Source organism: Bifidobacterium aquikefiri (assembly GCF_002259795.1).
Classification (GTDB): Bacteria; Actinomycetota; Actinomycetes; order Actinomycetales; family Bifidobacteriaceae; genus Bombiscardovia; species Bombiscardovia aquikefiri.
On the sequence record NZ_MWXA01000002.1, the window covers coordinates 235,691 to 242,915 of the forward strand.

At 54.4% G+C, this 7,225-nt stretch carries 5 protein-coding genes; 3 read left to right on the forward strand and 2 right to left on the reverse strand.

Annotation, left to right across the window (positions count from 1 at the left end; translation table 11 throughout):
- Positions 1 to 47 precede the first annotated feature (47 nt).
- Positions 48 to 1,421, reverse strand: a complete 1,374-nt coding sequence (locus BAQU_RS01695; protein WP_415447715.1) for a DUF4032 domain-containing protein — start codon at positions 1,419 to 1,421, stop codon at positions 48 to 50.
- Between the two features lie 210 nt (positions 1,422 to 1,631).
- Entirely contained in the window at positions 1,632 to 2,759 is a 1,128-nt protein-coding gene (locus tag BAQU_RS01700; protein ID WP_094692316.1) for an ABC transporter ATP-binding protein, read from the reverse strand.
- Between the two features lie 333 nt (positions 2,760 to 3,092).
- Between BAQU_RS01700 and BAQU_RS01705 the strand changes: the two genes are divergently transcribed.
- The 3 genes from BAQU_RS01705 to BAQU_RS01715 form a co-directional block, all read left to right on the forward strand.
- Positions 3,093 to 5,045, forward strand: coding sequence for a serine/threonine-protein kinase (locus BAQU_RS01705; protein ID WP_094692317.1), 1,953 nt, complete (start codon positions 3,093 to 3,095; stop codon positions 5,043 to 5,045).
- A gap of 48 nt (positions 5,046 to 5,093) precedes the next feature.
- Positions 5,094 to 6,089, forward strand: a complete 996-nt coding sequence (locus BAQU_RS01710; RefSeq protein WP_143241943.1) for a DsbA family protein — start codon at positions 5,094 to 5,096, stop codon at positions 6,087 to 6,089.
- Positions 6,090 to 6,579: 490 nt separating this feature from the next.
- A partial coding sequence (locus tag BAQU_RS01715) for an IS256 family transposase (protein ID WP_211277081.1) occupies positions 6,580 to 7,225 on the forward strand: 646 nt, incomplete at its 3' end.

Consider the following 7,225-nt stretch of genomic DNA (forward strand, 5'->3'; position numbering starts at 1 on the left):
GCCACAAAACTCGCGAATTTCATTTCAAACCGGCACTGCAACTTGTGTCAACTGGCCCAAACCGCGGCATCTGGATCATCTTCGGGGTTGTAATCCCCATAGCTTGCCTCATCATCAATGACGCCGCTCTCGGCCTCTTCATTGATGTCCTTCATCGCAGCCTCATCAAGCTTGTACTTTGGCAAGACATGCTCAATATAGCTTTCAACAGCATCACCCATAGGAATGTCGTGCCCGGCTTTTTCTGCCAGATACCATCGATCGGTCAGAATCTCATGGAAGAACTGCGCCGGCTCGATCTGTGAACGATACTCGGCTGGAATCATGCGTACTGTGGGCTCGAATACCTCACGCATCCAGTCTGTGGCAACAATCTCGAGATCCTCGCCCTGCCGCCATGTCGAGGCACGATACGCATCCAGATCGTTGAGCAGTCTCCGCGCCTGGTTCTCCTGGACGTCCAGGCCTGTCAGACGCAGCAGCTTGCGCGAGGCATATCCCGCATCGACGACACGAGGGCGAACCAGCACTCGGTTGCCATCGGTTGCAGTCCTCATCTCCAATTCGTCAACGTCAAAACCCAGATCGTTGAGTTTGTTGACGCGCTGCTCGATCTTCCACATTTCGTTGGGGTTGAAGCTATCCACATCGGTCAGTGCGCCCCACAATGACCGATAGCGCTCAACGAGCCTATCACCGACAGCGACTTCATCAACATCCGCTGGCAGGAGATTCCCTGAATTCAAGTCCATCAATTCGCCGATGATATTGGTGCGCGCCAGGTCAATGTCATATTCTCGCTGACCGTCAGTGAGACTCGGATGCAAATCACCGGTTTCAGCATCGACAAGGAATGCGGCGAAGGAGTCGGCATCCCTCAGGAACAGGGCGTTTGAAAGCGAGACATCACCCCAATAGAAGCCAACCAGATGTAAACGAACCATCAGCACTGCCAGGGCATCAATCAGGCGCTCAGCCGTATCGGCACGAAGGTTGCGTGCAAACAATGCGCGGTATGGCAGAGAGAACTTCAGATGCCTCGTCACCAGAATGGCCTCGAGTTCCTGCCCTTCTGGCGTATGTCTGCCGGTCACCACGGCAATCGGCGTGACAGTTGGCAATTCAAGTTTCTGCAAACGTCGAAGCAACTCGTATTCACGTTCGGCCACGGCGCGCGTTATCTCCTTCATCGCGTACACATCATCACCGACATGTACAAAACGCACCACGTGTCGTGATATGCCACGAGGCAGATTCGCCAGACAATCCTTTGGCCACTGTGAAAGCGGTTTCTCCCAAGGAAGAGTGAACATCTTTGGGTTCGAACTTGCCGCGGTAATGCGCAATGCATGGGCAACATGTGCCTCGTTCGGTTCATCCATTGAGACGACTGACGTTGCCTTGACGGCCCTTGGGTCCATCCGCGAGAGTTTCTGATCATCCATAGTCATATCTCCAGTATCCACACAGAGCCGAACAAGATTGCCAATCTGGCGAAACGCCGAATCAGGCAGAACAGAAATAAAATGCTCCCGCCATCTTCATGGCGGGAGCACATCAGAGAGAAGGAATAGAGAGGATTATACGGTGACCGAGTCAAAGCCTCCACAAGCCCTGGCTCGGTAGCCGAATTAGTTCAGACGCAGTTCGGTCGCAGTGGAGAAGAGGTGCATCTTCGCTGGATCGATGTGAATCTTCACAGTTGCACCAACCGCAGGGAGCTCACGAGGAGACACACGAACAGTTGTCATGTTGTTCTGATCGGACATCATCGTTGCATCTTCGGCAGCTGAATCGTCGGTCAGAATGTGTCCATAGATGTAACCATCGGAACCCAAATCCTCAACGTTTGCAACCTTCAGCGAGAACGCATCCGGTTCGGCTGGGCCTGCGAGTGAGGCATCTTCTGGACGGAATCCAAGAACGATCTTGCTGTTGTCCTCAGGTGTGAGCTTGTCAACGGCCTCCTTGGGGAGACTGATTGTGTCATCACCAATCTTTGCCTGACCATTTACGACTGGGTGGATGTTCAGGTTCATGGAAGGCGAGCCGATGAAGCCTGCAACGAAGACGTTGGCTGGGCGATCATAGAGCTCGGTTGGACGGCCGACCTGCTGGAGCAGACCAAGCTTGATGACGGCGATGCGGTCGCCCATCGTCAGAGCCTCAGTCTGATCGTGGGTCACATAGAGGGTTGTAACACCGAGCTGACGCTGCAGTGCCGCAATCTGCGTACGTGTCTGAACACGAAGCTTTGCATCCAAGTTGGAGAGAGGCTCATCCATAAGGAAGACCTTTGGCTCACGAACGATTGCACGACCCATCGCAACACGCTGACGCTGACCACCGGACAACGCCTTCGGCTTGCGATCGAGATACTCGGTCAAATCAAGAATCTCAGCTGCTTTTTCAACACGCTGACGAATCTCATTCTTAGGAGTGCCGGCAATCTTCAGAGCGAAGCCCATGTTGTCTGCAACGGTCATATGAGGATACAGCGCATAGTTCTGGAACACCATGGCTATATCGCGATCCTTTGGCTGCATCGTAGTGACATCCTTGCCACCAATGAGGATGCGACCCTTATTGACTTCCTCAAGTCCTGCAAGCATTCTCAGAGTAGTTGACTTACCGCAACCGGAAGGCCCAACCAGAACCAGGAATTCCCCATCCTTGATATCCAGATTCAAATCATCTACCGAAGGCTTATCGTTGCCTGGGTAAATACGAGTAACATGCTCGAATACCACTTCTGCCATGTTGTTTTCCTTTCATCGGCAGGTACGTGCCGAACGATCCGTAGTGAAGGGTTTCACTGTGGTGCTGTATAGCAATTACCTTCCCGACTGTGGGAAAATGCTCGCTGCAGCGTTATGTTATGTGGTTCATCGAAGAAAACTCTCCCTTGAGCCACCGCCAACTATACACCAGAGGAATTATCAAACATACGGCGTGTCTCATATAAACGATTGCGCCGAAAACCCACATGAAACAATCCCTGTTCGGCGATGCTCCTCTGCATCTTCATGACTTTCAAGCAACATCGACACATCTTTAAGCCCACTCACCCTGAAATGGAGCACAATAGAAGCATGGATGATTTGAGCATGGTCAATCTTCAACCTGGAGAGCAGATCGGCGGATACACGTTGATTGCGCCTCTCGGTGGAGGAGCCATGGGTTCAGTATGGAAGGTCAGGGATGACGGCGGTCAGCTCCACGCCATGAAAATCCTCCGAGATTCCCTGACTGACGAACGATCCCTGGTAAGCACCACCGTCGACAGGAACGCCGATTCGGGCATCTCCGAGACCGTCACCGCCCGCGAGCGCCTTCGCAGAGAGGCGATGGCACTGCAGCGCGTGCATCATCCGGGAGTCTCAGAAATCGTAGATATGGAGCTTGATGACGCGCTTGCCTTTATTGTGACCGAACTCATTGAAGGCAATAACCTTCGTGATGACATTGCCGACAATGGACGATATATTGGCGATGATCTGGAACGTCTTGCGCATAAGCTCATGGATGCCGTGCACGCCGTACATCGTGCCGGCATCGTTCATCGAGACATTAAGCCGACAAACGTGATGGTTGCTGCAACAGGACCGATTCTGGTCGATTTTGGCATCGCCATGGGCGAAGGGGAAAGCCATGTGACGCGAACAGGCTTGGTCATGGGAACGCCTGGGTTCATCGCCCCGGAAATCATTGATGGCGCAGAATCCTCGGAGGCGACCGATTGGTGGAGCGTTGCGGCTGTGCTGGCCTATGCAGCCACCGGAAAGGCAGTATTTGGCACACGTCCGATGATGACGGTCTTGGAGCGCGAAGCCTCCGGCAATGCAGACCTATCAGGGCTGCCTCTGAGAACTCAGCACGCCTTTCGCAAGGCACTTTCACCAGACCCTCATGCGCGCTCGACACCTGAGGAACTTTTGCATGCGATTGCGCTGGATGCCCTTGAACCCCAGGTTTGGCATCAGGCAATCGCCAGTCAGGAATCCTCTACGGCCCTACTCGGCAACTCTGCTGCAGCCGACAACTCCAACACCAGAACTCTGGGCAACAGGGAGCAACCCACAGCAATCCCCGATCATGCGCCTGAAACAAAGGTGATGCGCCCTTTTGGCGACACCTCTTTGAATGATCTTTCCACGACTGCGATTGGCGAAGGTGGGGTGGCTGCACAGGACCTGTCCAATCCCCGGGCGCTGTGGGACATTGATTCTGCCGAGCCCGAGCGGCCGAAAGAGTCACCTGAGCGCCGAGATCCCAGCGACTTCGCGCCGCTCGACATTCCCGACCAGGAACGTGATGCATACCGGCATCGAGGCACGATTGTTCTGATTGCCATAGCTGTGTTGATGACTGCAATGTTCGCATTCATACCGGTCTATGCCTTCGTCGCCTCTTGCATTGGACTCTGGATCTGCATGTGCTTCGGAACGGCCACCGAGGCTCAATTGCAACGAGAAGCGCGCAGAGGGGGGTTTCGTACGAAGTCCGATACCTTTATATCATTCACGACCTTGCCCTGGCATATCGCCAAATCCTTCATCATCATGCTGTCGCGCGCACTGGTGCAAATCATCATTCTGCTCATCGTGGTGGGACTCACCACCGTTGCCTTGTCGCTGCCCACAACGACGCATGTCATGACCTTGGGTACCGTCACCCTGAACGTTTCCCTGCCTTCTGGCAGCGCTCTTTCGGGGACTGGCATCATGCTCGCCGTGGCCATGCTCCTCGCCTGGCTACTGACGACTTCCGGACCTCTTTCCCAGATCATCCACATTGGTGCAGGTCGCATTCGAGGCAGATATCTTGGCGACAATGCTAACGAATCCCCTATGCCCAATGACTACGACATTCACGAAACGTTCGCTGAGCGTCCCCAGGATGATTCGGAATCTGCCCATGGAACATTCAGCTCAACGCCATCGAGAGTGCTTCTCCTTGTCTGGTTGGCAGCCTGCATGGCAATATGTGTGGCTCTCTTACAGTCCCCAGATATCGACTGGAATCCACTGCAAGCAATATATTGAGAAACATACAGTAGAGTAAGGCTGATATGAACCTCGAAAGGACATCAGATGGCTCAGAACCCCAAAAGGAAATCGACCAATACAAAACCCACATCAGGATCTTCTTCGGCTCGCGCCTCACGCAACACCAATGCAAGCAACAGGCATCGAGCAGCAGCGGAACAGGCTGAGCGCGAGCAGCTTGCATTGATTGCAAAAGAGCGGAAGCAACAGACGATAATCGGCATCATCGTTGTAGCCGTTGTGGTTGCCTTGGTCGCGATAGCAGGGTTCTCGGTATGGCGAGCAAACCGTCCCGTCAGTGAGGCAACCGTGCAGCAGTCATATGATGCCGCACAGGCAGTCAAGACAAAGCCAACGGGGGCAAACAGCAAGGGTGGATTCCTGATTTCCAAGGACGGGCTGAACAAGAAGATTGCCAAGGCTCCAACGGTCGAAATTTACATGGACTTCCTCTGCCCTGGCTGCGGCTCCCTGAACCGCTCACTTGATCCAACACTGACGGCAATGGAGCAGGCCGGTCAGGTCAATCTCGAAATCTATCCGAGCGCATTCCTGGATTCTCTCTCAACCGATGAATATTCGACACGTACTGCAAGCCAGGTTGCTTACATTGCACAGAACGATCCCGATCATGTGCTCGCCTTCATTGCCAATCTCTTCGCTGAGGACTTCCAACCAAGCGAAAGTGCCTACAAGGCGGTGAGTGACGCGACCTTGCAACAGCTGGCGGTAAAATCCGGCGTGCCATCCGATGTCGCCAAGAAATCTACGGCCGGAACCTACAAGAGCTGGATCACGAAGATTTCGGCCTACACGCCATTGCGTAAGGAATTATGGAATGTCTCAGGCTCGAACAAGGGCCAGATGACGACTCCGACCGTGCGTATCAACCAAAATTACTGGGATTTGGTCAGCATAGAGAGCGCCAATAGCGATCTGGTATCCGATTTCCTCACGGCAGTCGGACTTCAGGAATCGCAAATCGGAAGCTCAACCCTGCCATCCATCGGCAGCAACGGAAAGCCCCTCGCTGTCAACTAACGGTGCACTCACCGGGCAGATTTCAGCATGCATCGTGGGAGTGCCGAAATATCGGCTATTCGCCACTCCCACAGTGCCTTGAACTAACCATGCACTGAAATATCACGGACGAAACAGCAACCGCGAGCATGGATTTCCCTTAGTCGGCAGCATGTTGTGCGTTATCCACCTAGAGATCCCGTATCACCTTTTGAGTCGCTCTATATTGGGCTGTCAATGCAAAGGAGTACACGGCAAGAGATAGCCAAATCATGCAGAAGGCTATCAACATGGTGTGATTGATGGCTTCGTGCAGGAAGAGAATTGCAGAGAGAAATTGCAGGGTCGGGTTGAGATATTGCACAAATCCGACAGTCAGGTATTGGCAATGTTGCACGCCGATAACGTCCGGATTCTTGCGCAGTTTTGAGGTGGTGGGAGCATAGCCCGTCCTGTGTGTACGATTTTCAATCGCTGAAAGAGAAAACCGATTGGAAAGCAGGTACGGGCCATGCCCAAGCACATTTTACAGGTGAATCAACCCATGTTCGAGACCCAACTGGACCGGATGGTGAGCGAGAAGGTCACCGAGATCCTCAACCGGATGCTGGACGCCGAGGCCGACGAGATCACCGGCGCGGCCCGCTACGAGCGTTCCTGCGGCAGGAAGGCGTATCGTGCCGGCCATTACGAACGCGATCTGACGGTCAAGGCCGGCAAATTGAGTGTGAGGGTGCCGAAGCTGAAGGGCGCCCTGTTCGAGTCGGCGGTCATCGAACGGTACCGACGCCGGGAGGAGAGCGTGGAGGAGGCCTTGATCGACATGTACCTGGCGGGCGTGTCCACCCGCCGCGTCGACGACATCTCCCAGGCGCTGTGGGGAGCGCGGATGCCGTCGCAGACCCTGTCGGACAAGCTCAGGAAGGTCTACGGGGACATCGACGCCTGGCGCGAACGCCCGCTATCCCAGCCCTACCCGTATGTGTTCATGGACGGCGTGTGGCACAAGCGTTCGTGGGGTGGCGCCGTGGAGAACGTGAGCATACTGGTCGCGATCGGCATCGGGTCGGACGGGCATCGGGAGGTGATCGGCGTGGCGGAGGGCATGAAGGAGGATTCGGCGAGCTGGAACAGCTTCGTCTCCTCGCTCATCTCGC

What these genes read in the sequence shown, in the direction of transcription:
- BAQU_RS01710 (WP_143241943.1), top strand. Translation starts at nt 5,094, where the DNA reads ATGGCTCAGAACCCCAAAAGGAAATCGACCAATACAAAACCCACATCA.
- BAQU_RS01705 (WP_094692317.1), top strand. Translation starts at nt 3,093, where the DNA reads ATGGATGATTTGAGCATGGTCAATCTTCAACCTGGAGAGCAGATCGGC.
- BAQU_RS01695 (WP_415447715.1), bottom strand. Translation starts at nt 1,421, where the DNA reads ATGGACCCAAGGGCCGTCAAGGCAACGTCAGTCGTCTCAATGGATGAA.
- BAQU_RS01700 (WP_094692316.1), bottom strand. Translation starts at nt 2,759, where the DNA reads ATGGCAGAAGTGGTATTCGAGCATGTTACTCGTATTTACCCAGGCAAC.